General features: G+C 64.9%; 28 protein-coding genes. All 28 read right to left on the bottom strand.

Annotated elements, in window-relative coordinates; all coding sequences use genetic code 11:
- Positions 1 to 9: 9 nt before the first annotated feature.
- Positions 10 to 777 (bottom strand): biotin--[acetyl-CoA-carboxylase] ligase, encoded by a 768-nt coding sequence (locus G5A46_RS16065; RefSeq protein WP_163851012.1) that lies wholly within the window; start codon positions 775 to 777, stop codon positions 10 to 12.
- Positions 767 to 2,203 carry an NADH-quinone oxidoreductase subunit NuoN gene (gene nuoN, locus G5A46_RS16070; RefSeq protein WP_163851014.1) on the bottom strand — a complete coding sequence of 479 codons (1,437 nt, stop codon included), beginning with the start codon at positions 2,201 to 2,203 and terminating at the stop codon, positions 767 to 769. The genes G5A46_RS16065 and nuoN overlap by 11 nt, the downstream gene beginning before the upstream one ends.
- Positions 2,204 to 2,215: 12 nt before the next feature.
- A complete protein-coding gene (locus G5A46_RS16075; RefSeq protein WP_163851017.1) occupies positions 2,216 to 3,772 on the bottom strand; it encodes an NADH-quinone oxidoreductase subunit M in 1,557 nt (518 codons plus the stop codon).
- Positions 3,772 to 5,934, bottom strand: coding sequence for an NADH-quinone oxidoreductase subunit L (nuoL, locus tag G5A46_RS16080; RefSeq protein ID WP_163851019.1), 2,163 nt, complete (start codon positions 5,932 to 5,934; stop codon positions 3,772 to 3,774). Before nuoL ends, G5A46_RS16075 begins: the two co-directional genes overlap by 1 nt.
- Before the next feature lie 4 nt (positions 5,935 to 5,938).
- On the bottom strand, positions 5,939 to 6,244 hold the full coding sequence (gene nuoK, locus G5A46_RS16085; protein ID WP_163851021.1) for an NADH-quinone oxidoreductase subunit NuoK: 306 nt from the start codon (positions 6,242 to 6,244) through the stop codon (positions 5,939 to 5,941).
- A gap of 87 nt (positions 6,245 to 6,331) precedes the next feature.
- A complete protein-coding gene (locus G5A46_RS16090) occupies positions 6,332 to 6,937 on the bottom strand; it encodes an NADH-quinone oxidoreductase subunit J (RefSeq protein ID WP_163851023.1) in 606 nt (201 codons plus the stop codon).
- A complete protein-coding gene (locus G5A46_RS16095; RefSeq protein ID WP_163851025.1) occupies positions 6,934 to 7,341 on the bottom strand; it encodes a carboxymuconolactone decarboxylase family protein in 408 nt (135 codons plus the stop codon). The genes G5A46_RS16090 and G5A46_RS16095 overlap by 4 nt, the downstream gene beginning before the upstream one ends.
- A 39-nt stretch (positions 7,342 to 7,380) precedes the next feature.
- On the bottom strand, positions 7,381 to 7,875 hold the full coding sequence (gene nuoI, locus G5A46_RS16100) for an NADH-quinone oxidoreductase subunit NuoI (protein WP_163851026.1): 495 nt from the start codon (positions 7,873 to 7,875) through the stop codon (positions 7,381 to 7,383).
- 2 nt (positions 7,876 to 7,877) lie between these two features.
- Positions 7,878 to 8,918: an NADH-quinone oxidoreductase subunit NuoH gene (gene nuoH, locus G5A46_RS16105; protein WP_163851029.1), complete on the bottom strand. Its 1,041-nt coding sequence runs from the start codon at positions 8,916 to 8,918 to the stop codon at positions 7,878 to 7,880.
- Positions 8,919 to 8,924: 6 nt separating this feature from the next.
- On the bottom strand, positions 8,925 to 9,350 hold the full coding sequence (locus tag G5A46_RS16110; protein WP_420821366.1) for a hypothetical protein: 426 nt from the start codon (positions 9,348 to 9,350) through the stop codon (positions 8,925 to 8,927).
- The gene (gene nuoG / locus G5A46_RS16115; RefSeq protein WP_163851031.1) at positions 9,347 to 11,365 is read right to left on the bottom strand and encodes an NADH-quinone oxidoreductase subunit NuoG; all 2,019 of its coding nucleotides are present in this window, start codon (positions 11,363 to 11,365) and stop codon (positions 9,347 to 9,349) included. Before nuoG ends, G5A46_RS16110 begins: the two co-directional genes overlap by 4 nt.
- A gap of 6 nt (positions 11,366 to 11,371) precedes the next feature.
- Positions 11,372 to 11,800 carry a DUF5333 domain-containing protein gene (locus G5A46_RS16120; protein WP_163851033.1) on the bottom strand — a complete coding sequence of 143 codons (429 nt, stop codon included), beginning with the start codon at positions 11,798 to 11,800 and terminating at the stop codon, positions 11,372 to 11,374.
- A gap of 135 nt (positions 11,801 to 11,935) precedes the next feature.
- The gene (locus tag G5A46_RS16125) at positions 11,936 to 12,316 is read right to left on the bottom strand and encodes a hypothetical protein (RefSeq protein WP_163851035.1); all 381 of its coding nucleotides are present in this window, start codon (positions 12,314 to 12,316) and stop codon (positions 11,936 to 11,938) included.
- Positions 12,317 to 12,327: 11 nt separating this feature from the next.
- Complete coding sequence (nuoF, locus tag G5A46_RS16130; RefSeq protein ID WP_163851037.1) at positions 12,328 to 13,629, bottom strand: NADH-quinone oxidoreductase subunit NuoF; 1,302 nt, start codon at positions 13,627 to 13,629, stop codon at positions 12,328 to 12,330.
- Positions 13,630 to 13,633: 4 nt separating this feature from the next.
- Positions 13,634 to 13,861 (bottom strand): DUF5337 domain-containing protein, encoded by a 228-nt coding sequence (locus tag G5A46_RS16135; RefSeq protein WP_163851039.1) that lies wholly within the window; start codon positions 13,859 to 13,861, stop codon positions 13,634 to 13,636.
- 11 nt (positions 13,862 to 13,872) lie between these two features.
- Positions 13,873 to 14,850 (bottom strand): hypothetical protein, encoded by a 978-nt coding sequence (locus tag G5A46_RS19670; protein WP_204318771.1) that lies wholly within the window; start codon positions 14,848 to 14,850, stop codon positions 13,873 to 13,875.
- 37 nt (positions 14,851 to 14,887) lie between these two features.
- Positions 14,888 to 16,210 carry an NADH-quinone oxidoreductase subunit E gene (locus tag G5A46_RS16145; RefSeq protein WP_163851041.1) on the bottom strand — a complete coding sequence of 441 codons (1,323 nt, stop codon included), beginning with the start codon at positions 16,208 to 16,210 and terminating at the stop codon, positions 14,888 to 14,890.
- Positions 16,210 to 16,500, bottom strand: coding sequence for a hypothetical protein (locus G5A46_RS16150; protein ID WP_239521014.1), 291 nt, complete (start codon positions 16,498 to 16,500; stop codon positions 16,210 to 16,212). The genes G5A46_RS16145 and G5A46_RS16150 overlap by 1 nt, the downstream gene beginning before the upstream one ends.
- Positions 16,497 to 16,655: a hypothetical protein gene (locus G5A46_RS16155; protein WP_163851042.1), complete on the bottom strand. Its 159-nt coding sequence runs from the start codon at positions 16,653 to 16,655 to the stop codon at positions 16,497 to 16,499. Before G5A46_RS16155 ends, G5A46_RS16150 begins: the two co-directional genes overlap by 4 nt.
- Positions 16,655 to 17,869: an NADH-quinone oxidoreductase subunit D gene (locus G5A46_RS16160; protein ID WP_163851228.1), complete on the bottom strand. Its 1,215-nt coding sequence runs from the start codon at positions 17,867 to 17,869 to the stop codon at positions 16,655 to 16,657. Before G5A46_RS16160 ends, G5A46_RS16155 begins: the two co-directional genes overlap by 1 nt.
- Positions 17,869 to 18,051, bottom strand: a complete 183-nt coding sequence (locus G5A46_RS16165; protein WP_163851230.1) for a hypothetical protein — start codon at positions 18,049 to 18,051, stop codon at positions 17,869 to 17,871. The genes G5A46_RS16160 and G5A46_RS16165 overlap by 1 nt, the downstream gene beginning before the upstream one ends.
- Complete coding sequence (locus G5A46_RS16170; protein ID WP_163851044.1) at positions 18,051 to 18,656, bottom strand: NADH-quinone oxidoreductase subunit C; 606 nt, start codon at positions 18,654 to 18,656, stop codon at positions 18,051 to 18,053. Before G5A46_RS16170 ends, G5A46_RS16165 begins: the two co-directional genes overlap by 1 nt.
- Before the next feature lie 2 nt (positions 18,657 to 18,658).
- Positions 18,659 to 19,192 (bottom strand): NuoB/complex I 20 kDa subunit family protein, encoded by a 534-nt coding sequence (locus G5A46_RS16175; RefSeq protein ID WP_163851046.1) that lies wholly within the window; start codon positions 19,190 to 19,192, stop codon positions 18,659 to 18,661.
- Positions 19,183 to 19,548: an NADH-quinone oxidoreductase subunit A gene (locus G5A46_RS16180; RefSeq protein ID WP_163851049.1), complete on the bottom strand. Its 366-nt coding sequence runs from the start codon at positions 19,546 to 19,548 to the stop codon at positions 19,183 to 19,185. The genes G5A46_RS16175 and G5A46_RS16180 overlap by 10 nt, the downstream gene beginning before the upstream one ends.
- 520 nt (positions 19,549 to 20,068) lie before the next feature.
- A complete protein-coding gene (locus tag G5A46_RS16185; RefSeq protein ID WP_163851051.1) occupies positions 20,069 to 20,854 on the bottom strand; it encodes a crotonase/enoyl-CoA hydratase family protein in 786 nt (261 codons plus the stop codon).
- Between the two features lie 44 nt (positions 20,855 to 20,898).
- On the bottom strand, positions 20,899 to 21,765 hold the full coding sequence (locus tag G5A46_RS16190; protein WP_163851054.1) for a hydroxymethylglutaryl-CoA lyase: 867 nt from the start codon (positions 21,763 to 21,765) through the stop codon (positions 20,899 to 20,901).
- Between the two features lie 125 nt (positions 21,766 to 21,890).
- On the bottom strand, positions 21,891 to 22,544 hold the full coding sequence (locus G5A46_RS16195; protein WP_163851056.1) for a glutathione S-transferase family protein: 654 nt from the start codon (positions 22,542 to 22,544) through the stop codon (positions 21,891 to 21,893).
- Complete coding sequence (locus G5A46_RS16200) at positions 22,541 to 24,508, bottom strand: acetyl-CoA carboxylase biotin carboxylase subunit (protein WP_163851058.1); 1,968 nt, start codon at positions 24,506 to 24,508, stop codon at positions 22,541 to 22,543. Before G5A46_RS16200 ends, G5A46_RS16195 begins: the two co-directional genes overlap by 4 nt.
- Between the last annotated feature and the right edge of the window lie 59 nt (positions 24,509 to 24,567).

Raw genomic sequence — 24,567 nt, forward strand, 5'->3', positions numbered from 1 at the left:
CCCCTTGGATCAGAAGAATATATCGGCGGCGGCGATGGCATGGGTCCGGTCCGGCGCCGCCAGGATCAGGCGCCCCGCCTCGTCCACCGTGTCGAACCGCCCGGTCAGGCTGGTCTCGCCCAGCCGCGCGGTAATCTGCTGGCCCAGCCGCGCGGCACGGTCCAGCCAGGCCTGCCGCACCGGGCCGAAACCATAGGTCTGAAGGCTGTGTTCGTGCGCGGCAAAGGCCGGGGCAAGCGCCGCCAGCAGGTCCTCGGGCGTGACACTGGCACCGGTTTCCGACAGCAGTGAAACAGGCGGCAGGGCACTCGCCTCCACCTCGGCAGCGGCGGGCGCCTGCTGGAGATTGACGCCGATGCCGATGGACAGCCCGGCCACGCGCCCCTGCCGCTGGATCGTCTCCAGAAGGATACCGGCGACCTTGCCGCCGTTGAGCAGCACGTCGTTCGGCCATTTCAGCGCAAAGGGTTCGGCCCGGCCAGTCACACCGACAAATGCGTCGTGCAGGGCCAGCGCAGCGACAAAGCTGCGCAGAGCCACGCGGTCGGGGCTGTCCTCCACCGGCAATACCAACGTGGCCGCTAACATCCCCTGCGGCGCCACCCAGGCCCGACCGCGCCGCGCGCGCCCTGCCGTCTGACGATGAGCCAGGATCCAGCAGGGGCCCGGCAGGGCGTCGAACCGACGCTCTGCCTCGTTCAAGGTCGAATCCGTTTCCGCCAGGATCAACCGATCGTAGCCGACCGGCCAGCCCGACCAATCAGGATCAGTTGACAAGCGTTGCCGCCGCGGCCTCTGCCGCGCCCTCGATCCCGAACAGGTTGACCACGCCCAGCACCATGACCGCAGCGGACACCATCAGCAGGGACCACAGCACCGGAGAGCGCGGTGTTTGCAACGGCTCCGCCTCCTCGCCGAAATACATGTAGAAGACGATGCGCAGGTAATAGAACGCCCCGATGACCGAGGCGACAACACCGGCAACCGCCAACCAGGCCAACCCGCCGTCATAGGCCGCGCGCAGCACGTAGAGCTTCCCGAAGAAGCCTACCAGTGGCGGCACCCCGGCAAGGGAGAACATCAGCACCAGAACCGCCAGCGACCGCGCCGGATGGGCGGCGGAATACATGTTCAGCGCGGCGATGTCGGTCACCGGCTGGCCGTCACGCTCCATCGTCAGGATGAAGGCGAAGGCGCCGATGTTCATGGTCACGTAGATCGCCATGTAGATCAGCATCGCCTGCACACCAAAGGCGCTGCCCGCCGCCAGCCCCATCAGGGCATAGCCCATGTGCGCGATGGAGGAATAGGCCATCAGCCGCTTGATATTGGTCTGGCCGATCGCCGCGATGGAGCCAAGGAACATCGACAGCACCGAAATCAGCGCCACGATCTGCTGCCAATCGCCCACCACCTGCCCAAAGGCATCGTGCATGACCCGCGCGAACAGGCCCATGGCGGCGATCTTGGGTGCAGTGGCGAAAAAGGCGGTGATCGGGGTCGGCGCGCCTTCGTAGACATCCGGCGTCCACATGTGGAACGGCACCGCCGACACCTTGAACGCCAGGCCCGCAATGATGAAGACCAGACCCAGCAGCAAGCCCAACGGCGCCTGCCCGGCCTCGGCGGAGGTGATGATGCCGGAGAACAGCGTCGTGCCGGAATAACCATAGACCAGCGACGCGCCATAAAGCAGCAGGCCAGAGGACAGTGCGCCCAGCACGAAGTATTTCAGCCCCGCCTCTGTCGATTTCACGCTGTCGCGACGCAAGGAGGCCACGACGTAAAGCGCCAGCGACTGCAGCTCAAGCCCCATGTAAAGCGCGATGAGATCCCCGGCGGAGACCATGACCATCATACCGACCACGGCCAGCGTCACCAGCACCGGATATTCGAACCGCAAGATCTGGCGCCGGGCCATGTACTCCTGGCCCATGACCAGCACAGCAGCGGCGGACCACAGGATCATCACCTTGGCGAAGCGGGCGAAACCGTCGGCCATGAACATGCCGTGGAAAGCGGTATCCGCAGTCTCCCGCGTTGCGACCCAGAGGCCGACCAGCACGAAGATGATCGCCGTCCCCCAGACAAGGAGGGAGGCCGCCTTGTCCTTGGTCGTGTAGACCGCGCCGACAAGGCAGAGCATCGCGAAGACCGAAAGCAGCAGCTCCGGCAGGATTACAGAAAGATCAGCCGTGATCATCAGGGCCTCCGCTTAATGCGCCGCCGCGACGGCAGTGTCGGCATCGCCCAGGCGATCCGCTGCCGCCAGCGCGGTTTCATGGTTTTCGATCAACGCCGCCACCGAGGGGCCGATCACGTCAGTCACGAGGCTGGGGTAAACCCCCAGCAACAAGGTCATTGCCACCAGCGGGGCAAAGATCCATTTCTCCCGCGCGGTCATGTCCTTGATCGTGCGCAGGCTTTCCTTGATCAGATCACCCATTACAACGCGGCGATACAACCACAGCGCATAGGCGGCCGAGAAGATGACCCCCGAGGTGGCCACCAGCGCGACCCAGGTGTTGACCTGGAAGATCCCCATCAGCGTCAGGAATTCCCCGACAAAACCCGAAGTGCCCGGCAGGCCGACATTGGCCATGGTGAAGAACATGAAGATCAGCGCATAGGCCGGCATCCGGTTGACCAGCCCGCCATAGGCGTCGATCTCCCGGGTGTGCATCCGGTCGTAGATCACACCGACACAGAGGAACAGCGCCCCGGAGATGAAGCCGTGCGACAGCATCTGGAAGATCGCACCGTCGATCCCCTGCTGGTTGGCGGCGAAGATCCCCATGGTCACGTAACCCATGTGTGCCACCGACGAATAGGCGATCAGCTTCTTCATGTCCTCCTGCACCAGAGCGACCAGGGAGGTGTAGACGATGGCAATGGCCGACAGCCACAGGATCAGCGGCGTCATCACATCCGCGCCCACCGGGAACATCGGCAAGGAGAACCGCAGGAAGCCGTAGCCGCCCATCTTCAGCAGGATCGCCGCCAGCACGACCGAGCCCGCAGTCGGCGCCTGAACGTGCGCATCGGGCAGCCAGGTGTGCACCGGCCACATCGGCATCTTCACCGCGAAGGAGGCGAAGAAGGCGATGAACATCAGGGTCTGCGCCCCGCCCACGATCTGCACCCCCAGCAGGGAGAAGGTTTCCGACCCGAATTCATACGCCATCAGCGTCGGAATATCCGTGGTGCCGGCCTGGGTGAACATCGCGACCATGGCCACCAGCATCAGCACCGACCCGAGGAAGGTGTAGAGGAAGAACTTGAACGAAGCGTAAATACGGTTCGCCCCGCCCCAGATCCCGATGATCAGGAACATCGGGATCAGCCCGGCCTCGAAGAAGAGGTAGAACAGCACCAGATCCAATGCGCAGAACACGCCCAGCATCAGCGTTTCCAACAGCAGGAAAGCGATCATGTATTCCTTGACCCGCTTGTCCACGCCCCAGGAGGCCCAGATGGTCAGCGGCATCACGAAGGTCGTCAGCAGCACGAACAGGACCGAAATCCCGTCCACGCCCATCTTGTACTTCATGCCCAGCAGCCAGGACCGCTCCTCCACCAGCTGAAAATCGGTGTTGGACGGGTCGAATTCCGCCAGGATGAACAGCGACACGACAAAGGTCAGCGCAGTGGCAATCAGCGCCACCCATTTCGCGTTCCGCTTGGCAGCCGCGTCTTCTCCGCGGAGGAAAATCGCCAGGATGACAGCGGCGATCGCCGGGATGAACGTGGTGATGGAGAGAAGATTGCTCATTATTCCGCCCCTCCGGAGAGCGTCATCCAGGTCACGAAGACGGCGATCCCGATCACCATGGCAAAGGCATAGGTGAAGATGTAGCCGCTTTGCGCACGTCCGGCGAGACGGGTGAAGAACGGGATGATCCCCATGGCCAGGCCGTTCAGACCGCCATCGACAATGCGCCCGTCACCGTCCTTCCAGAACCGCCGGCCAAGCCAGAAAGCCGGACGGATGAAGATGAAATTGTAGATTTCGTCGAAGTACCACTTGTTCAGGAGGAAGCGGTACAGCGGCGCGTTTGCCTCCGCCACGCGGCCCGGCAGGGACGTGTCGCGGATGTAGAACAGCCATGCGGTGCCCAGGCCCAGCAGCATCGCGATGAAGGGGCTGACCTTGACCCAGGTGGGGGCATGGTGCGCATCGTCCATCACGTGGTTGTCGGGGCTCATGAAGATCGCGCCCTGCGGTGCCATGCCCGTGCCGTGATCCGGCGTGGTATGGGCGCTCGCATGGGCCGTTCCGGCCTCGGCATGGCCGGGATCCTCGGTCACCGCGTCGGCGGCGGCATGGGCATCGCCCTCCGCCGCCTGATCGGCAGCCGCGACGACCCCCTCGCCATGGCCTTCGTCTGCCGCCGCATGATGGGCGGGCGCGCCGAAGAAGCGGTTCACCTTGTCATGATCGCCGAAGAAGGAGCCATACCACAGCATCCCTGCAAAGATCGCGCCCAGCGACAGCACTGCCAGCGGCACCAGCATGACCGTCGGGCTTTCATGCGCGTGATCATGGGTGTGCTTGTCGCCGCGCGGCTCGCCGAAGAAGGTCAGGAACATCAACCGCCAGGAATAGAAGGAGGTGAACAGCGCCGCGATCACCAGCATCCAGAAGGCATAGCCCCCCGCCGTGCCGGCCCAGGCGCTTTCGATCACCGCGTCCTTCGACAGGAACCCGGCGAACCCGATATGGGTCAACGGAATGCCGACGCCAGTGATGGCCAGCGTACCGATCAGCATCGCCCAGAAGGTATAGGGCAGTTTCTTGCGCAGCCCGCCGTAGTTCCGCATGTCCTGTTCGTGATGCATCCCGTGGATCACCGACCCGGCGCCCAGGAACAGCATCGCCTTGAAAAACGCGTGGGTGAACAGGTGGAACATCGCCACCGGGTAGACCCCGACGCCGGCCGCCACGAACATGTAGCCCAGCTGCGAACAGGTGGAATAGGCGATGACCCGCTTGATGTCGTTCTGCACCAGACCGACTGTCGCCGCGAAGAACGCGGTGGTGGCGCCGATCAGGGTGATGATCGTCTTGGTGTCGGGGGCATATTCGATCAGCGGCGACATGCGGCAGACCAGGAAGACCCCTGCCGTCACCATGGTCGCCGCATGGATCAGCGCCGAAACCGGGGTCGGGCCTTCCATCGCGTCGGGCAGCCAGGTGTGCAGCAAGAGCTGCGCCGATTTCCCCATCGCGCCGATGAACAGCAGCAGGGCGATCACTTCCGCCGCGTCGAAGCTGAGGCCGAGGAAGGTCAGATCCTGCCCCGACAGCGAGGAGGCCGCCGCAAAGATGTCGTCGAACTGGATGGAATCCACCATGAAGTAGATGGCAAAGATCCCCAGGGCAAAGCCGAAATCACCGACCCGGTTGACCACGAAGGCCTTGATCGCCGCCGCGCCGGCAGAAGGTTTCTTGTAGTAGAACCCGATCAGCAGGTAGGAGGCGACGCCCACGCCCTCCCAGCCGAAGAACATCTGCACCAGGTTGTCGGAGGTCACCAGCATCAGCATCGCGAAGGTGAAGAACGACAGGTAGGCAAAGAAGCGGGGGCGATATTCCTCGCCCTCCTTGAAGTTCTCGTCATGGGCCATGTAGCCGAAGCTGTAGAGATGAACGAGCGCCGAAACGGTCGTGACAACGATCAGCATCAGCGAGGTCAGCCGGTCCAGCCGGATCCCCCAGGAGGTGGACAGCGTGCCGCTTTCGATCCAGCGCAGCACCTCGACGTGTTGGGTGACTGCCGGATCATGGGTCAGGAACACGATCCAGGACAGCAGGGCCGCCAGGAACAGCAGGCCGGTGGTCAGCCACTGGGCCCCCTTCACCGTGATGGCCCGCCAGAAGAACCCGGCGATGAGCGCGCCCACCAGCGGGGCGAACAGGATGATCGTCAGCATACGCTCAGCCTTTCATCACGTTGACGTCTTCCACGGCGATGGTGCCGCGGTTCCGGAAGAAACAGACAAGGATGGCCAGCCCGATCGCGGCCTCGGCCGCGGCGACGGTCAGCACGAACAGGGTGAACACCTGCCCCGCCAGATCGCCGTGGTACCAGGAAAAGGCCACCAGGTTGATGTTCACCGCCAACAGCATCAATTCGATGCTCATCAGCAGGATGATGACGTTCTTGCGGTTCAGGAAAAGCCCGAAAATCCCGATGACGAACAAGGCCGCCGCCACCGTCAGATAATGTTCTATCCCAATCATGTCCCTCGGTCCTTTGCGTCCCGTTGCCGGGTCCGGCCCGGCTTTCGTACTTGCAGCGGCCGTGCGGCCACCCACCGTTCGAGCAGCTTACAGCCCCTGCCCCGGCTTCACGTCCTTCAGCTCCATCGACTTGGCCGGATCACGCCACATCTGCGCCAGAACGTTCTGGCGTTTGATGTCGGTGCGATGGCGCAGCGTCAGCACGATGGCCCCGATCATCGCCACCAGCAGGATCAGCCCCGCCAGCTGGAAGATCAGGAAATAGCGGTCATAGATCATCGTCCCCAGCAGAACGGTGTTTTCCCCGTCCATGGCGATGGCCGTGCGCGCCGCCTGCGCGCCTTCCGCGCTTTCCCAGGCGCCGTAGGCCAGGCCGAATTGCATCAGCAGAACGACCCCGATCAGCAGCGCCAGCGGCATGTATTTGGCCATCTCCGCCTTCAGCTCGGCGAAATCGACGTCCAGCATCATGACGACGAACAGGAACAGCACCGCGACGGCGCCGACATAGACGATGATCAGCAGCATGGCGACGAATTCCGCGCCCATCAGCACGAACAACCCGGCCGAGGACAGGAAGGTCAGGATAAGCCACAGCACCGAATGGACCGGATTGCGCGCGATGACGGTGAACAGACCGCCCGCGACAACCGACATGGCAAAGAGGTAGAAGGCAAAATCGGCGAATGTCATTCCTTGTCGTCCTCCATGTCGTCCGTGACCTGTTTGGCCAGGGAGGCAGCCCGCGTGGTCGCGGGAATGCCGGCGAAGACAGACATCTGGGCGATGGCCTCCGCGATTTCCTGTTTCGTGGCACCCGCTTCCAGCAGGTGGCGCACCGTCATGCGCAGCTGGCTTTCGGCCTGTGCGCCATGCATGACCATCCCGGCAAGCGTCAGGAACAGCCGTGTCTTGCTGTCCAGCCCGTCCTTGTTCAACCCTTTGCCAAAGGCGAATTCCATCCATTCCTTGGGCATCGTCGGCCACAGCGTTTCAAAGGACCGGGGGTCGAAATTCTCCAGCGCCGGGTTCATGGATTTCGCCATGTCCTGCGCCTGCTGCATCATCATTTCGAACGGATTGCGGGCGTCAGACATGTCTGCCCCCCGTGCCGTGGGTATGAACCGCAGATCCGATCATCGGTATGGCGCATCCAGTTCGAGGTTCCGCGCGATCTCCGCCTCCCAGCGTTCACCGTTCTCCAGCAACTTCTGCTTGTCGTAGAACAGCTCTTCGCGGGTTTCCGTGGCGAATTCGAAATTCGGACCTTCGACGATGGCATCCACCGGGCAGGCCTCCTGGCAGAAACCGCAGTAGATGCACTTCGTCATGTCGATGTCGTAGCGCGTCGTCCGTCGGGAGCCGTCTTCGCGCGGTTCGGCGTCGATGGTGATGGCCTGCGCCGGGCAGATCGCCTCGCAAAGCTTGCAGGCAATGCACCGTTCCTCCCCGTTGGGATAGCGGCGCAGCGCGTGCTCCCCACGGAAACGGGGGCTCAGCGGGCCTTTTTCATGCGGGTAGTTCAGCGTCGCCTTGGGCTTGAAGAAGTATTTGAACCCCATCTTCAGCCCGGTCAGCATGTCCATCAGCAGGAAATACTTGGCGGCGCGGGTGTAGTCGACATTTGCCATTGTCAGCCCCCAATCATCCAGCGGGCATAGGCGCCGCCGAAGGCTTCGAATTTTGCGAGGAATGCCACGATGACCACCCAGGCCAGCGACAGCGGCAGGAAGACTTTCCAACCGATGCGCATCAACTGGTCATAGCGGTAGCGTGGCACGACGGCCTTCACCATCGCGAAGAGGAAGAAGACCAGGATGACCTTGCCGAAGAACCACAGGAACCCGTCGGGCAGCCCCGGGATCGGCGACAGCCAACCGCCGAAGAACAGCAGGGAGATCAGCGCGCACATCAACACGATCGCCACGTATTCGCCGATCATGAACAGCAGGAACGGGGTGGAACTGTATTCGACCTGGTAGCCCGCGACCAGTTCCGACTCGGCCTCCGGCAGGTCGAACGGCGGGCGGTTCGTCTCCGCCAGGGCAGAGATGAAGAACAGGAAGACCATCGGGAAATGCGGCAGCCAGTACCAGGAGAACAGACCGTAATCGCCGTCCTGCGCCATCACGATATCGCCAAAGTTCATCGATCCCGTGGAGATGATGACCCCGATGATGATCAAGCCCAGCGAGACTTCATAGGAGATCATCTGCGCCGCAGAGCGGAGCGAGCCCAGGAACGGGTACTTGGAGTTCGACGCCCAGCCGCCCATGATCACGCCGTAAACCTCAAGCGAGGAGACAGCGAAAACATAGAGGATGGCAACGTTGATATCCGCCAGCACCCAGCCATCGTTGAACGGGATCACCGCCCAGGCGACCATCGCCAGCACGAAGCTGAGAAGCGGCGCAAGGAAGAACACGACCCGGTCGGCGCCGGCTGGCAGCACGACCTCCTTGGTGATGTATTTCAGAAAGTCCGCGAAACTTTGCAACAGGCCAAAGACGCCCACCACATTGGGTCCGCGCCGCAATTGCACTGCCGCCCAGACCTTGCGATCCGCGTATAGAAGAAAGGCCAGGGCGACCAGCAGAGGCACGACGATCAGAAGGATCTGCCCCACCGTCAGAAGCAAGATGCCCAGCGGGTTGGAGGTAAAGAATTCAGGCATGTTCCCTCACACCGTCGGTATTCCGTTTTCCGCACAGGCGGCGGCGACTACTTCGGCGTCAATCGTCTTCGGCCCATCGGGCAGAGCCGCCGAGATGGTATAAACAGCATCCGCCTGCCAGAGGCCACCCTGTTCGACCACATTTGTACGAAGATGACGCGCAAATCCGTATCCCCGGATCAGCGTATACTGCGCCGCAGCGCATTCCGCGTAATCCGACACGTCCAGGTTGCCCCGAGCGCCAATCATACGGACGTGAAAGTTCACCAGATCGCCCGCCAGCAGGCGGGTTTCGATTCCCTGGTAAACCGGTTCGAACGGGGCGGCCTGTCCCGTCGCCGACGTGTCGCGCGCGACACGTTCCGGCAGCGGGGCACAGCCGCCCGTCAGCACCGCAAGCGCAGTGAAGATATGAACGCCGTGGCGGATCATTCCGCCGCCAGCGGCGCCGCGTTGCGCGCTGCGGCCCGTGCGGAAAGATCGGCCATCACCTCGGAGGCGCGGGCGATCGGGTTGGACAGGTAGAAATCCTTGACCGCAGCGCGGAAGCTGGCATCGCCCAGCGTTCCCTGTTCAAGCATCTGCCAGTCGTTGTCCGGCACCGCGTCGATACCTGCCAGATGCGGAACCGCCTTGACCAGCGCACGGCGCAGCTGCGCCAGGCTGTCGAACGGCAATGTCGCGTCCAGCTCTCCGGACAGGGCGCGCAGGATGGCCCAGTTTTCCTTGGCCTCGCCGGGGGCAAACCCCGCACGCAGGGCCAGTTGCGGACGGCCTTCGGTGTTCACGAACAGGCCGTTTTCCTCGGTCCAGGCGGCGCCCGGCAGAATCACGTCGGCGCGATGTGCGCCCCGGTCGCCATGGCTGCCCTGATAGACGACGAACGGCCCATCCGCGATCTCGACCTCGTCAGCGCCCAGATTGTAGACGACATCTGCGCCCTCGATCGCGGCGGGCAGGCCACCTTCGGTCACGGCGTCTACATCCATAGCACCGACGCGCGCGGCGGCGGTGTGCAGGACCAGCAGCTTGGAATTCGTTTTCTCCGCCAGAGACATGGCAGCGGCCAGAACGGCGGCGCCATCGGCTTCCCCCAGGGCGCCCTGCCCGACGATGACCAGCGACGGCTCTTCCAGAACGGCGCCGAAATCATGCTCCAGCAGACCCGACAGCGCGGCGCGGTCGGTGCCGATGTGGTGATAGTCATAGGTCAGATCGACCGCCTCGCCCACCAGCCCGACATTGGCACCGTCGATCCAGGCCTTGCGGATGCGGGCATTCAACACCGGCGCCTCGGCACGGGGGTTGGTGCCGATCAGCTGGATGTGGCGGGCAGTGTCGATATCCTCTATCCGGGCAGTGCCGACATAGCCGGCGCGGTTGCCCGCCGGCAGCTTGGCGCCGTCGGTGCGACATTCGACACGACCGCCCTGCCCCTCGATCAGGGATTTCAGGGCAAAGGCCGCCTCGGTCGAGACCAGATCACCAACCAGACCGGCGACAGTCTTGCCCTTCATCGCCTCCGCCACGCGGCCCAGAGCCTCGGGCCAGCTGGCCGGACGCAGACGGCCATTCTCACGCACATAGGGCCGGTCCAGCCGCTGACGGCGCAGACCGTCCCAGACAAAGCGGGTCTTGTCGGAAATCCATTCCTCGTTCACGCCGTCATGGTTGCGCGGCAGGATGCGCATGACCTCGCGCCCCTTGGTATCCACCCGGATGGAGGCGCCAAGCGCGTCCATCACATCCACCGTCTCCGTCTTGGTCAGTTCCCAGGGACGGGCGGTAAAGGCATAGGGCTTCGATACCAGTGCGCCCACCGGGCACAAGTCGATGATGTTGCCCTGCAATTCGGAATTCAGCGTCTGGTTCAGATAGGAGGTGATTTCCGCATCCTCCCCCCGACCGGTCTGGCCCATCTGGGTGATCCCCGCCACCTCGGAGGTGAAGCGGACGCAGCGCGTGCAGGAGATGCAGCGCGTCATGTGGGTTTCCACCAACGGGCCAAGGTCCAGATCGTCCACCGCGCGCTTCGGTTCCCGATAGCGGGAGAAATCGACGCCATAGGCCATCGCCTGGTCCTGCAAATCGCATTCGCCGCCCTGATCGCAGATCGGACAATCCAGCGGGTGGTTGATCAGCAGGAATTCCATGACCCCTTCGCGGGCCTTCTTCACCATCGGCGAATTCGTCTTGATCACCGGCGGCGCACCCTCGGGGCCGGGGCGCAGATCGCGCACCTGCATGGCGCAGGAGGCTGCCGGTTTCGGCGGGCCGCCGACGACCTCCACAAGACACATCCGGCAATTGCCCGCGATCGACAGCCGTTCATGATAGCAGAAGCGCGGGATCTCGATCCCGGCTTCTTCGCAGGCCTGAATAAGCGTGAGCCGCGGATCGACCTCGATCTCCCGGTCGTCGATGATGATCTTGCGAAGGTCAGACATGGCTTCTCACTTTGCTTTCAACAGGGACCCGATCCGGCTGGAGCGGTCGATCTCCGCCCGTCCCAGCGTACAGAGGTCCGCGGTATTCTCGGGGTCGAACCCCTGGGATTTCACATAGGCTTCGCCCTTGGCGCGGATGCGGGCCTTTTCGGCGTCGCTGTCCACATAGGCGTTGATCTCGTCGGAGGTGTAGCCCAGATCCTCGGCCGTCCCCTTGAGAGAGGCGAGAAAGGCAAACCCCTTCAGGGTGCGCGGACGGATCGCCTCGCATTTGTCGCTGATCTCGATCGCCAGGGCGACCCACAGCATGTTGTCGTCGATCTCCGCCACGTCCCGCAGCGGGGTCTTGGCCCCGGCGGCCAGCGGGGCCAGCGCCAGTGTCAGGCAAAGGGCGGGGGCAAGGAACTTGGCGGAGGCAAAAGCGGTCAGGCGCATGTCTGGTATCCTTTCGTCGCGTGGCTACGACCCGTCAGCGGACGGGCAGCAGCCCCGCAGGACAGGCGAAACCGGACTGACATGCAATAACATGCGCCCTGCCCCGCCAATATGAGTGCCCCCTTGCTCATCCCGTCAGGCCCAACCGTCGCAGCTGCCGCTCAGGATCATGTCGTCACCGTCCAGAACCAGCGCGCCGTCGGCGTCATCGGGGCCGTTGACCCAGGTGATGCGGCTCTGGCCGAACTGGTTGATGCAATACTTCACCGCCGCGTGGCGCCCGGCCTCCCGTGCGCCAGCCAGATTCTTCGTCGCGCCGTTGACTGAAACGGCAAAGACCTCCGGCGTTGTCTTTTCCGCCTGGACGCGGGTGCGGAAGTAATCACCCTCGAAGGTCTGGCGGCTGCTGGACAGCATGCCGCCCGCCCGTTTGCCGCCACCGCAGGCGGGCAATGCCAACAGGCCGGCACAGGCGCCCAACAGGGCAAGACGAGTCAGGTTCGGTGCGCGCATCATTCCGGCCCCCCTCATTCCGCCGCCATCACGGTGGCGCCACGACCGGTCCGTTTGTGCTTGATCCGGTCCTCGATCTCGTCCCGGAAGTTGCGGATCAGGCCCTGGATCGGCCAGGCGGCCGCGTCGCCCAGGGCGCAGATGGTGTGGCCTTCGACCTGCTTGGTCACGTCCAGCAGCATGTCGATCTCCTCGACGCTGGCATCGCCGGTGACCAGCCGGTCCATGACCCGCATCATCCAGCCCGTACCTTCGCGGCAGGGGGTGCATTGTCCGCAGCTTTCATGCTTGTAGAACTTGGACAGGCGCCAGATCGCCTTGATGATATCGGTGGACTTGTCCATCACGATCACCGCCGCCGTGCCCAGGCCCGATTGCAGATCGTTGCGCAGATAGTCGAAATCCATGATCGCATCGCGCATGTTTTCGCCGCGCACGCAGGGAACGGAGGACCCCCCGGGGATCACCGCCAGCAGATTGTCCCAGCCGCCGCGAATGCCGCCGCAATGGGTGTCGATCAGTTCCTCGAAGGAGATCGACATCGATTCTTCCACCACACAGGGGTTGTTCACATGGCCGGAAATGGCGAACAGCTTGGTCCCCGCATTGTTCGGCCGCCCGAAGGAAGAGAACCATTCCGCCCCGCGCCGCAGGATCGTCGGCACAACCGCGATGGATTCCACGTTGTTCACCGTGGTCGGGCAGCCGTAAAGCCCCGCACCGGCCGGGAAGGGCGGTTTCATCCGGGGCATCCCCTTCTTGCCTTCCAGGCTTTCCAGCAGGGCGGTTTCCTCGCCGCAGATATAGGCGCCTGCCCCGTGATGCAGGTAGAGGTCGAAATCCCAGCCCGAACCGGCGGCGTTGCGCCCCAGCAGGCCGGCGTCATAGGCCTCGTCCACGGCGGCTTGCAGGGCCTCCCGCTCGCGGATGTATTCGCCGCGAAGATAGATGTAGCAGGCGTTGGCATTCATCGCGAAGGAGGCGATCAGGCACCCCTCGATCAGCGTATGCGGATCGTGGCGCATGATTTCCCGGTCCTTGCAGGTGCCGGGCTCGGATTCGTCGGCATTCACCACCAGATAGGCAGGACGGCCATCGCTTTCCTTGGGCATGAAGGACCATTTCAGCCCGGTGGGAAAGCCAGCGCCGCCGCGGCCGCGCAGGCCGGAGGCCTTCATCGTCTCGATCACCCAGTCGCGCCCCTTGCCGATCAGGTCGGCCGTGCCGTCCCAGTGGCCACGCGCCTGCGCGCCCTTCAGCGTGCGGTCATGCATGCCGTAGAGGTTGGTAAAGATCCGGTCCTGGTCCTTCAGCATCGAGCTACCCTTTGTCATCCCGGCGCGCGCGCCAGATTTGTGCCGACACCACAAGCGCCCAAACCAGGGCGGCGATGGCGGCGAAGTCGAACAGAAAGGCATACCGCAAGGGCAAGCCGATCTGTCCTCCCAACCATTGCGCGGCCATCCAGACCAGGATCGTCCCGGCGATCACCAGGGACACCATCCGCCCCTTGCGGGCCAGGGCCTTGTCCTTTTCGGTCGCGCTCATTCACACTCCGTTCAGTACACGTCGCCCTTGCCGACGCGCTGCGAAAATTCCGTTTCCCCGCCCTGGGCGAGGGTCCGGGCCTGACCGACCCAGCCATCCCGGCTGACCCGTCCGCGAAAACCCTTGAGGTTCTGATCGACCCAGGCGATTTCCTGCGGTCCCCAGGCGGCGATCTGGTCGAAATGGTAGATCCCCATCTCGTTCAGCATGATCTCCAGCTTGGGGCCGACGCCTTTGATTTCCTTCAGGTTGTCGGCACCGCCCGCACGGGCTGCCGCCATTCCCTGCGGGGCCGAGCCCGGCCCCTCCGCCGCCTCGGGCTGGGTGGGGGCCGCAGGATCGGCTTGCGGCGTCTCAACCGGTGCCGGAGCGGGATCGTCCATCACCGGAGCGGAATCCGCCGCCAGCGGGACAGGGCCTTCGTCTTCTGCGCCCACCACTTCTTCGGCTTCGGCTTCGGCTTCGGCTTCGGCTTCGGCTTCGGACGCGATCATCCCGGGGGAACCCGGCGCGTCCAACGTCTCGGGACGTTCGGTCACCGGAACCGGCGGCTGATCCGCGGCGATGTCCTCGGCAGTATCTTCGACAGAAGATTCAGCCTCCGGTTGAACCTCCGGGCGGATGTCCTCCGTCATGGTTCGATCCTGGCGAAGCTCCTCAGGGGTCTCGCCGGGCAGCTCCTCGGCTGCGACCGTGTTCGCGGTCCTGCTTTCGGCGGCGCCCGTCGCCAGCGGCGCCGCCATCGGGGCGGCCACGGCATCCCGCGACTGATCGGCAGAGGCCTCGACCGGGCCGGTGCCCGCAGCGGAACCGGTACAGACAAGCCGCGCCAAAAGCCAGGCGACGACCCCGCCCAGGATCAGCGCGACGACAAGAGCCAGCAAGACGACCACACCCGGCCGCATCAGAAGATAGGCGAGCAAGGCCACCACAGCCCCCACCAGCCAGCACATCAGCCGGCATCTGTCCGTTCCGTTTGTCGTCGTCATCTCTGATCTCCTGTCGGTTCAGCCCGTCATCACACCTTCAATAGACATCACCTTTTTTCACCCGCGAAGAAAATTCGGTCGCTCCGCCCGACGCCAGAACCCGCGCCTGATCGACCCAATTGTCCCGGCTGACCCGCCCCTTGAACCCGGCAAGGTTCTGATTGACCCAAGCCACTTCGGCCGCGCCCCAACGGGAAATCTGGTCGAAATGGTAGAAGCCAAGGTCATGCAGCAGCGTTTCAAGCTTGGGACCGACGCCCTTGATCATCTTCAGATCGTCGGGGCCACCCTCGCGGGCGGCGGACAGACCTTCAGGGCGCGTGCCCTCCCCCGCCGCTTCGACATCGGCGTCCGAGACGGACTTTTCCTCGGGCGGCAGGTTGGCCGCGCGCTCGGCGGCGCTGGCGGCGCTGGCGGCATCGTCGCGCAGATCGCCGGTGCCGTCTCCATCCGTGGTCGCATCCGCGTTCCGCTGGGCCACCGGGCCGGTCTCCGCATTCGCGTCATTGCCGGTGGCATCGGCCTGCGGATGGCCGGTTTCGGTCGCCCGGGCCTCCTGTTCCGTCGTGCCGGTGGCGTCGGCGGGTTTGCCTGCGGCGGGCCGCGGCTCTTGCTGCTTCATGGTTTCGCTGTCGGGCGTGGCGACGGCGGGCTCTTCCTTCCACGGGGTGCGCAGGGGCACTTCGGTGCCATCGATGCGCTTCACGGTGTCACCCAGATCCACAGCGCGCTGCACGGAGGCGTTGTATTGCGTGCGGCCGCTTTCATATTCCGTCAGCGAGGTCAGGCCGGACAACGGTTCCGCCGCATAGCGCCCGTTCTGCGGACCGGGCACCGGAACCTGGCCGGCGGCCAGCTCCTCCAGCATCTCGGTGAACCGCGCGCCAGTCAGATCCTCGTAGTAATCCTTGCCGATCTGGGCCATCGGCGCATTCGCGCAAGCGCCCAAGCATTCGACCTCTTCCCAGGTGAACTTGCCATCGGCGGACAGGGTATGCGGCTTGTCGGCGATCTTCTCGCGGCAGATGCCGATCAGATCCTCGGCGCCGCAGATCATGCAGGAGGTCGTGCCGCAGACCTGGATATGCGCCACCGACCCGGTGGGGGTCAGCTGGAACATGAAGTAGAAGGTCGCGACTTCGAGCGCCCGAATATAGGCCATGCCCAGCATGTCGGCGATATGTTCGATGGCGGGGCGCGACAGCCACCCCTCCTGTTCCTGGGCGCGCCACAGCAGCGGGATGATCGCGCTGGCCTGTCGGCCTTCGGGGAACTTGGTCATCTGCGCCTCCGCCCAGGCCTGGTTGGCGGGCGAGAAGGCGAAACCGTCGGGTTGTTCAGGGTGAAGACGACGCAGCATCAGGCACAGGCTCCGGTAACCAGTTTGACCCCGCCGTCTTCCAGCGCGACGGCCTCTCCGTTGCCCATCTTGAACTGGGCCATCTGGATGACCTGTTCACGGGTCATCCCGGTCTGCAACTCGACCGGCAGGTAATCCCGCTCCGTCCGCAAGTTGCACCCGACCGAGGCGACGGCATCGTTGAAATTGGCCGAGGCATTGGCCGGTGCGCCCTGCGGCGGCATCGCACAGCCAGCGGTCAGAAAGAGGGCCGGCGAAAAGGCCAGCGAGAAAATCTTGCGCAAGGTCACAGGAACCCCCTCAGAATTTGCAGAACAAGGGCGGTGACCGCCCCCAGCAGCGCGCCGATGACGATCCTGTTGCCGCCCCGTGCGCCGATCACGGCGACCAGCCCGGCCAGCGCGCCGACGATCAGCGTCCAGATGTCGATCGTCAGGCTGCCCATCAGCGGTCGACCTCGCCGAACACGATATCCATCGTCCCGATAATCGCCGCCACATCGGCCAGTTGGTGCCCCCCCGCGACGTGATCCATCGCCTGCAAGTGCAGGAAGCCGGGCGCACGCAGCTTGGCGCGGTAGGGCTTGTTGGTGCCATCGGCGACCAGGTAAACGCCGAACTCGCCCTTCGGGGCCTCCACCGCGGCATAGACTTCGCCGGCGGGGACGTGGAACCCTTCGGTATACAGCTTGAAGTGGTGGATCAGCGCTTCCATGGAGGTCTTCATGTCGCCACGGCTGGGCGGCGTCACCTTGCCACGGGCCAGCACATCACCGGGGCATTCCCGGATCTTGGCGATGGCCTGACGGATGATCGACGTACTTTCGCGCATCTCCGCCATGCGGCAAAGGTAGCGATCATAGCAATCGCCGTTCTTGCCAACCGGCACCTTGAAGTCGAATTCATCATAGCATTCATAGGGCTGCGAGCGCCGCAGATCCCAGGCAAGCCCCGAACCGCGCACCATCACGCCGGAGAAACCCCATTCAAGGATCTCCTCTTCGGTAACCACACCGATATCGACGTTCCGCTGCTTGAAGATCCGATTCTCGGTCAGCAGTTCGCTCAGGTCATCCAGGAATTCGGGGAAGGTGATCGCCCATTCCTCGATATCGTCGATCAGCGCATCGGGCAGATCCTGATGAACGCCGCCGGGGCGGAAATAGGCAGCGTGCAGACGCGCCCCGCAGGCGCGTTCGCAGAAGATCATGATGTTTTCACGATGCTCGAACCCCCAGAGCGGCGGCGTCAGCGCGCCAACATCCATGGCCTGGGTGCAGACGTTCATCAGGTGGTTCATGATCCGGCCCAGTTCCGAGAACAGCACCCGGATCAGAGAGGCGCGGCGCGGCACCTCCACCCCGGTCAGCTTTTCGATGGCCAGACACCAGGCATGTTCCTGGTTCATCGGGGCCACGTAATCCAGCCGGTCGAAATAGGGCAGGTTCTGAAGGTAGGTCCGGCTTTCCATCAGCTTTTCGGTGCCACGATGCAGCAGTCCGATATGCGGATCGCAGCGTTCCACGATCTCCCCGTCCAACTCCAGCACCAGACGCAGAACGCCGTGGGCCGCAGGGTGTTGCGGACCGAAGTTGATGTTGAAGTTGCGGATCTGCTGTTCGCCGGTCAGGGCGTCGTCGAACCCTTTGGAGCCGTCCATCATTTGTCTACTCCCGGAATGCGGACCCGGTCACGGAAGGCCATGACCCAGAGCAATACGCGCACACCGAACGAGATCAGCCCCAACAGGGCTGCCCATTCCGGCAAGCGGAAATTCGGCATCAACCGCCACAGCGGTATGACCGTCGGCGCGGTGACGACGATATAGGCCAGGCCGCCCATCATCCCGCGTCCTGTTTCTCGTCACCCGGAAGGATGTATTCCGCACCCTCCCACGGTGACATGAAGTCGAATTGGCGATATTCCTGCACCAGGCTGACGGGTTCGTAGACGACGCGCTTCTGCACCTCGTCATACCGGACCTCGGTATAGCCGGTGGTCGGGAAATCCTTGCGCAGCGGGTGACCGCGAAAGCCGTAATCGGTCAGCAGACGCCGCAGATCGGGATGGCCGCTGAAGATGATGCCGAACATGTCGAACACCTCCCGCTCGAACCAATTGGCCGAGGGGTGGATCGACACGACAGACGCCAGCATTTCCTCTTCGCGCAGGGACACCCGCAGGCGGATCCGCTGGTTCTGGTACATCGACAGGAAGTGGTAGACCACGTCGAACCGTTTCGCCCGGTCGGGATAATCCACCGCCGTGATGTCCACCAGGGTGGAGAACCGGCAGGTGCTGTCGGTCTTCAGGAATTCCACGAACCCCAGGATATTGGCCGGGGCCACATCAATGTTCAGCTCGTCATGGGTGACGTCCCAGCCGGCCACGCAATCGGGGCGCTTGGCTTCGATATGGGCGCCCAGTTCGTTCAACGCTTCGGTCATCGTTACCTCGCGATCGTGCCGGTGCGGCGGATCTTCCGCTGCAATTGCAGGATGCCGTACAGCAGCGCCTCCGCCGTCGGCGGGCAACCGGGCACGTAGATGTCCACGGGCACGATCCGGTCGCAGCCGCGCACCACGGAATAGCTGTAGTGATAATAGCCGCCGCCATTGGCACAGGACCCCATGGAGATCACGTAGCGCGGCTCCGGCATCTGGTCATAGACCTTGCGCAGCGCGGGGGCCATCTTGTTGGTCAGCGTCCCGGCCACGATCATCACGTCCGATTGCCGCGGAGAGGCGCGCGGCGCCACCCCGAACCGTTCGGCATCGTAGCGCGGCATGGAGGTGTGCATCATCTCCACGGCACAGCAGGCCAGGCCGAAGGTCATCCAGTGCAGTGACCCGGTCCGGGCCCAGTTCACCAGATCTTCGGAGGTGGTGACCAGGAAGCCCTTGTCCTGCAATTCCCGGTTCAGGGCCTGGGTGGCCACCTCCCGGTCGGCACCGGCGGTGTTGGCGGATGTGCTCATTCCCATTCCAGCGCTCCTTTTTTCCACTCATAGGCAAAGCCGATGGTCAGAACGCCCAGGAACACCATCATGGACCAGAAGCCCACCATGCTGACATCCTTGAACGCGACGGCCCAGGGAAACAGCATCGCGATTTCCAGATCGAAAATGATGAACAGGATCGACACCAGATAGAACCGGACGTCGAATTTCATCCGCGCATCGTCAAAGGCGTTGAACCCGCATTCATATGCGGAAAGTTTCTCGGGATCGGGATTTCTGACGGCGACGATCACGGCGGCCAGGATCAGCACGGCTCCCAGGGCGATGGCGACGGCCAGAAACACGAGGATGGGAAGATATTCCCGAAGCATCTCGTCCAAGGGATGGCTCCTTTCGTGGCGGCTCGGACCCCTGCATGTTGGGGCTCCGCAGGCTGGTCCCGGTCTTACTCCCGCCCCCCGGCCGGGTCAACCAAGCCCGACAAGATTCCCGCGGTGCAGCATTCCATCGGGGCGCCACGGCCGGGACAGGCCCGCCAAGGGGTTACGCAACGGGCTTTGGCCCGGCCCGGACAGCGCATCCGCAAGACCGAGGGGAATCGTCGGTCATTGCCGCCTGGCGCCCCGGCAACAGCTGCCCCGCGCCCGCCGGGTTCGGCGGCCCGGCGCCAGTTCGGGGCACCGGCGGGCGGGACATCCGCCCGAGGACAAGGGCGGGACATCACGGGCAAGGAAGGCCAACCACGAAGGCAGAGGCAAGTGCCGTGGTCCGCACGTCGTGGCGCAAGGGGAAGGGCGGCGGCGGGATCGGTGGCCTGCCGCACCCCCCGACCCCGGCCCGGCGCCCGCAGGCAGAAGCTTTATCACCCGCAGGCGCGGCCCCGCCCCGCCGGTGGGGCCGTCATTCCTGCCAGGGCGGCCGCCGCTTGTCGAAGAAGGCGCCGATACCGGCCGGGGCCTCCTCCCCCTCCCAACAGGCGACCAACTCCGCGATGGAGGTCTCGATCACCTCCGGGGTGATGGCGGGCCCAAGGTAGCGCGCCAACCGCTTGGCGCGGGCCACCGCGCCCGGCGCCGTCTCAAGGTAAGGGGCGATCTCGGCCTCGACTGCGGCGTCCAGATCACCCAGCGGCACGACTCGGGCGACCAGGTCCATCTCCCGCGCTTCCGCCGCGCCGAAGCGACGGCCCGACATGAAGACCCGCCGCGCCTTGCCCTCGCCCATGCGGGCAAGGACATAGGGGCCGATGGTGGCCGGTATCAGACCCAGCCGGGTTTCCGTCAGGGCCATCTGCACCGGCTCCGCCGCGATTGCCACATCGCAGACAGAGACCATTCCGACCCCGCCACCGAAGCAATTGCCATGCACCCGCCCGATCAGCGGCTTGTCCAGCGTGTTCAGCGCCTGCAACATCTCTGCCAGCACACGCGCCTGCGCGCCGCGTTCGGCCGGGGCGGCGTCGAATTGTTGGCGCATCCAATCCAGATCCCCACCGGCGCAGAAGGTGCGGCCCCGCGCGGCCAGGACCACGACGCGCACCGACGCATCGGTGTTCAGCTCCTGTGCGGCGGCGTGGATGTCGGACAGCATCCGGGCGTTCATGGCGTTGTGTTTCCCTGCCCTGTCCAGCCACAGGGTCGCAACCCCGCGCCCGTCCCGGTCCAGGCTGACAGTCTCGTAACTCATGCGCTCATCCTCCCTGTTTCGCTCTCTTATGCCGGGCCCGGCGATCACACCGCGCCCGCGCCCTGCCGCATGGCGCGGGCCATAGCGGCGGCGCGGGTCAGCACCGCGCGGTCCAACCCGGTCTCATAGCCCAGCCCGGCCAGCCGGTCATGCACCGCCTCCGTCGCGACATTGCCCGCCGCGCCCGGCGCATAAGGGCATCCGCCCAAGCCCCCCACAGCGGCATCGAAAACGCGCAGCCCGGCGGCAAGGGAGGCTTCGATATTTTCCAGCGCGCGGCCGGCGGTGTCGTGGTAATGCCCGGCCAGACGGTCCGCCGGCAGCTCCTCCAGCACGGCACGCAACATTGCCGCGATCCGCTCCGGCGTGGCGCGACCCAGCGTATCGCCCAACGACACCTCGTAGCAGCCCATGTCGCGCAGCGCGGCGACCACGCGAGCCACCGCCTCCGGCGCCACCTCTCCATCGAAGGGGCAATCACTGACGCAGGAGACATAGCCCCGCAGCGGCAGCCCCGCAGCCCGCGCGGCATCGGCCACCGGGCCAAAACGCTCAAGGCTTTCTGCGATCGTGGCGTTGATATTCGCGCGCGAGAATCCCTCGGAGGCGGAGGCAAAGATCGCCACCTCGTCCGCCCCGGCCGCGCGGGCATCGTCAAAGCCGCGCAGATTGGGCGTCAGCGCCGCATAGGACACGCCCGGCGCCCGCCGGATCCCGCCCAGCACCGCGCCCGATCCGGCCATCTGCGGCACCCATTTCGGACTGACGAAACTGGCGCATTCGATCCGCCGGAAACCGGCGCCCGACAGGCAATCGACCAGCGCGATCTTTTCCGCCACCGGGATGTCGCGCGCCTCGTTCTGCAAGCCGTCGCGGGGTCCGACCTCGAAGATCTCCACGTTCTGGGGCATCTCGTCTCCTTCTCGGGCCACGAAACCGGCCCTGGGCCACCGGCGGATTCGAGGGAAGGTGACGCCGGCGGGGCTTCACCCTTGGTCGAACACGCCCATTGTTTCCGGCGCGATTTCCGCCCCGGTCAGGGCGCGTAGAAATCGCGGTCGTAGAATTTCTGCGGCCCGTCCAGCGCGCGGGCGCGGCGCAGGGCCGGACGCTCCTCCATCCGGGCCATCCAGCTGCGAATATGGGGAAACGCCTCCAGCCGGACAAAATGGCCCGCCGCGTCGAAATTGAACCCCAGCATCGTGTCGGCGGCGGAAAAACCCGAGGCCAGGACGTGATCCTGGCGGGCGAAAGTCGCCTCCAGCGGAGCCATGGTGCCGGCCAGTCGGCGGGCGTCGATCTTGGCCACGACATCCGAGCGTTGCGCCGGGTCGCGCAGAAAGACCCATTGCAGGTTCAGCCCGGCAATGATGTGGGCCATCGTCTCGGCGTAATGCATCGCCTCCAGAAACGGGACGCGGTCGACATCACCGGGCGCGCGGCCCAGCCCGTGGTCAGGCCGGGTTTCGCACAGGTATTCGGTGATCGCGCCGGATTCGTAGATCACCCGCCCGTCGATCTCCAGCGCCGGCACCCGGCCGGCGGGCGAACGCTCCAGATATTCCGCCGCCCGAAGAGAGCCGTCGGCGATCTGGTAAGGGCGGACCTCCGGGGTGATGCCCATCTCCTCCAGCAGCCACAGGATGCGCAAGGAGCGGGAGCCGGGAACATGGTGCAAAATCGGGGTCATGACGCGGGGTCCTCCGGCGTGTCTGCGGTCTCGGATTCAAGGCGGATCAGGGGGGTTCCGGCCTCCACCTGACTGCCCTCCGCGACCATCAATTCGGCGATGATGCCATCGCGTGGGGCGGTCAGGGCGTGCTCCATCTTCATCGCTTCAAGGACGGCAAGCCGATCGCCGGCCGTGACCACCTGGCCCTCGCTGGCAAGGACGGATTTCACCAGCCCGGGCATCGGCGCGTCGATCACGTCCCCGCCCGCGCCCGCCGCGGCGGCGCGTTGCAGCGGGTCGACCAGTTCGAAGCGCTGGCCATAGCCGTCAAAGACGGTGATTCGGTCCCCCGCGCGGTGGAGCGGCGGCAGCGGCGCGCCATCCAGACGCCAGCCCCCCGGCCCATGCCGGGCCGTCACTACCACGCCTGCGCCAAGGTCGATCTGGTGGCGCCCGTCGGGATGAGAGGTCACCGCGAACTCTGCCGGGGTTTCCTCGACCATCAGGGTGATCTGCCGGCGCAGCGGCGCCCAGAGGGTGAACCCCGCCATCGGCGCCGGCGTGCCATCCAGCCCAAGCGCCGCCAGCACAGCGGCGGCAAGGGTGACAGGTGTTGCGGTGGGCGGGGTGGCCAGCGTCTCGACCTCCCGTCCGATCAGGCCGGTATCGACCTGCCCGGCGGCAAAACCCGCATGTTCGGCCAGCGCCCCCAGGAAGGCGAGGTTGGTCGTAGTGCCCGCCACCCGCGTTTCGCGCAAGGCGCGGGCCAGACGGTTCAGCGCGATGGCGCGGGTCGGGCCATGGGTGATCACCTTGGCGATCATCGGGTCGTAATGCGGAGAGATCGTATCGCCGCTGCGCACCCCGGTATCGGCGCGCAGGCCGGATGGAAAGGCCAGGTGTGTCAGCGTGCCGGTGGCGGGCAGGAACCCCTTGGGCACGTCTTCGGCGTAAAGGCGCGCCTCGAAGGCGTGGCCGGTGATGGTCAGATCCTCCTGCCGGACAGGCAGCGGATCGCCTGCTGCGACGCGGATCTGCCATTCAACCAGGTCCACGCCGGTGATCGCCTCTGTCACCGGATGTTCGACCTGAAGGCGGGTGTTCATCTCCATGAACCAGAACCGGTCAGCGCGCAGCCCGTCCGAGCCGTCGACGATGAATTCCACCGTGCCCGCCCCGCTGTAGCCGATCGCCTCCGCCGCGCGGGTGGCGGCCCGGCCCATGGCGGCGCGCATCTCTTCGGTCATGCCGGGGGCCGGGGCTTCCTCGATCACCTTCTGGTGGCGCCGCTGAAGCGAGCAGTCGCGTTCGAACAGATGCACCGCGCGGCTGCCGTCGCCGAATACCTGCACCTCGATATGGCGGGGATGCTGCACGAATTTCTCGATCAGCACATCGGCATTGCCGAAGGCGGTCTGCGCCTCCCCCCGGGCCGAGGTCAGGGCGTCGGCGAAATCCGCCTTCCGATCCACCAGCCGCATTCCCTTGCCACCGCCCCCGGCGACGGCCTTGATCAGGACCGGGTAGCCGATCCTGTCCGCCTCCGCCGCCAGCAGGTCGGAGGATTGATCGGCACCGTGATAGCCCGGCACCACCGGCACGCCCGCCTCCTCCATCAGTTTCTTGGCGGCATCCTTCAGGCCCATGGCGCGGATGGCGCGGGCGGAGGGCCCGATAAAGGTCAGCCCGGCCTGTTCCACCGCCTCCACGAAATCGGGGTTTTCGGACAGGAAGCCATAGCCGGGATGGATCGCCTGCGCTCCGGTCTGGCGGGCGGCGGCGATGATCGCATCGCCCTTCAGGTAGCTGTCGGCGGGGGCGGCACCGCCAATGGGCACCGCCAGATCGGCCAGTGCGACGTGGCGCGCGCCGGCATCGACGTCGGAATGCACCGCCACGGTGCGCAGACCCATGGCGCGGGCGGTTTCGATCACACGACAGGCGATTTCGCCGCGATTTGCGATCAGGATCGTATCAAACATCTGGCTGTCCTCCTCCTGCGCCGTCGGGCGCTGCGGGGCTGGTGTGCGGCAGGGTCGTG

Source organism: Pseudooceanicola aestuarii, assembly GCF_010614805.1.
GTDB classification, from domain to species: Bacteria; Pseudomonadota; Alphaproteobacteria; order Rhodobacterales; family Rhodobacteraceae; genus Pseudooceanicola; species Pseudooceanicola aestuarii.

Bases quoted from the DNA above. Each gene is read 5' to 3' on its own strand.
- nuoN (WP_163851014.1), bottom strand. From the start codon at position 2,203: ATGATCACGGCTGATCTTTCTGTAATCCTGCCGGAGCTGCTGCTTTCG.
- G5A46_RS16075 (WP_163851017.1), bottom strand. From the start codon at position 3,772: ATGAGCAATCTTCTCTCCATCACCACGTTCATCCCGGCGATCGCCGCT.
- nuoL (WP_163851019.1), bottom strand. From the start codon at position 5,934: ATGCTGACGATCATCCTGTTCGCCCCGCTGGTGGGCGCGCTCATCGCC.
- nuoK (WP_163851021.1), bottom strand. From the start codon at position 6,244: ATGATTGGGATAGAACATTATCTGACGGTGGCGGCGGCCTTGTTCGTC.
- G5A46_RS16090 (WP_163851023.1), bottom strand. From the start codon at position 6,937: ATGACATTCGCCGATTTTGCCTTCTACCTCTTTGCCATGTCGGTTGTC.
- G5A46_RS16095 (WP_163851025.1), bottom strand. From the start codon at position 7,341: ATGTCTGACGCCCGCAATCCGTTCGAAATGATGATGCAGCAGGCGCAG.
- nuoI (WP_163851026.1), bottom strand. From the start codon at position 7,875: ATGGCAAATGTCGACTACACCCGCGCCGCCAAGTATTTCCTGCTGATG.
- nuoH (WP_163851029.1), bottom strand. From the start codon at position 8,918: ATGCCTGAATTCTTTACCTCCAACCCGCTGGGCATCTTGCTTCTGACG.
- G5A46_RS16110 (WP_420821366.1), bottom strand. From the start codon at position 9,350: ATGATCCGCCACGGCGTTCATATCTTCACTGCGCTTGCGGTGCTGACG.
- nuoG (WP_163851031.1), bottom strand. From the start codon at position 11,365: ATGTCTGACCTTCGCAAGATCATCATCGACGACCGGGAGATCGAGGTC.
- G5A46_RS16120 (WP_163851033.1), bottom strand. From the start codon at position 11,800: ATGCGCCTGACCGCTTTTGCCTCCGCCAAGTTCCTTGCCCCCGCCCTT.
- G5A46_RS16125 (WP_163851035.1), bottom strand. From the start codon at position 12,316: ATGATGCGCGCACCGAACCTGACTCGTCTTGCCCTGTTGGGCGCCTGT.
- nuoF (WP_163851037.1), bottom strand. From the start codon at position 13,629: ATGCTGAAGGACCAGGACCGGATCTTTACCAACCTCTACGGCATGCAT.
- G5A46_RS16135 (WP_163851039.1), bottom strand. From the start codon at position 13,861: ATGAGCGCGACCGAAAAGGACAAGGCCCTGGCCCGCAAGGGGCGGATG.
- G5A46_RS19670 (WP_204318771.1), bottom strand. From the start codon at position 14,850: ATGACGACGACAAACGGAACGGACAGATGCCGGCTGATGTGCTGGCTG.
- G5A46_RS16145 (WP_163851041.1), bottom strand. From the start codon at position 16,210: ATGCTGCGTCGTCTTCACCCTGAACAACCCGACGGTTTCGCCTTCTCG.
- G5A46_RS16155 (WP_163851042.1), bottom strand. From the start codon at position 16,655: ATGGGCAGCCTGACGATCGACATCTGGACGCTGATCGTCGGCGCGCTG.
- G5A46_RS16160 (WP_163851228.1), bottom strand. From the start codon at position 17,869: ATGGACGGCTCCAAAGGGTTCGACGACGCCCTGACCGGCGAACAGCAG.
- G5A46_RS16165 (WP_163851230.1), bottom strand. From the start codon at position 18,051: ATGGGCGGCCTGGCCTATATCGTCGTCACCGCGCCGACGGTCATACCG.
- G5A46_RS16170 (WP_163851044.1), bottom strand. From the start codon at position 18,656: ATGACCGAAGCGTTGAACGAACTGGGCGCCCATATCGAAGCCAAGCGC.
- G5A46_RS16175 (WP_163851046.1), bottom strand. From the start codon at position 19,192: ATGGGAATGAGCACATCCGCCAACACCGCCGGTGCCGACCGGGAGGTG.
- G5A46_RS16185 (WP_163851051.1), bottom strand. From the start codon at position 20,854: ATGAGTTACGAGACTGTCAGCCTGGACCGGGACGGGCGCGGGGTTGCG.
- G5A46_RS16190 (WP_163851054.1), bottom strand. From the start codon at position 21,765: ATGCCCCAGAACGTGGAGATCTTCGAGGTCGGACCCCGCGACGGCTTG.
- G5A46_RS16195 (WP_163851056.1), bottom strand. From the start codon at position 22,544: ATGACCCCGATTTTGCACCATGTTCCCGGCTCCCGCTCCTTGCGCATC.
- G5A46_RS16200 (WP_163851058.1), bottom strand. From the start codon at position 24,508: ATGTTTGATACGATCCTGATCGCAAATCGCGGCGAAATCGCCTGTCGT.